Source organism: Paraburkholderia sp. SIMBA_027, assembly GCF_046535315.1.
GTDB classification, from domain to species: Bacteria; Pseudomonadota; Gammaproteobacteria; order Burkholderiales; family Burkholderiaceae; genus Paraburkholderia; species Paraburkholderia tropica.
Genome location: NZ_JAWRWY010001072.1, coordinates 1 through 255, shown reverse-complemented (window position 1 = coordinate 255; position 255 = coordinate 1). Strand labels below are relative to the sequence as shown.

Sequence of the window (255 nt, the reverse complement as noted above, 5' to 3'; positions counted from 1 at the left end):
ATGAGCATTGCCTCGCAACGGCTGCGGCGCATCCTGGTGTCCACCATGCTGGCCGAGCGCGAGAACGAGCGTCGCGCCAGCCAGGACGCGTTGACTGGCCTTGCCAACCGCGCCGGCCTGGAAGCGGCGCTCGAGCGCATCTGCACCAGCGCGCGCGAGCATGACAACGCCGCCGCGCTGTTCTACATGGACATGGACGACTTCAAGATCATCAACGACACCCACGGCCATGCCGCCGGCGACCAAGTGCTCAAG

General features: G+C 66.3%; 1 protein-coding gene. It reads left to right on the top strand.

Annotated features, from left to right (window positions below):
- Positions 1-255, top strand: a 255-nt coding sequence (locus tag SB764_RS42395; RefSeq protein WP_410867093.1) for a diguanylate cyclase domain-containing protein, incomplete at both ends; no start/stop codon positions are given.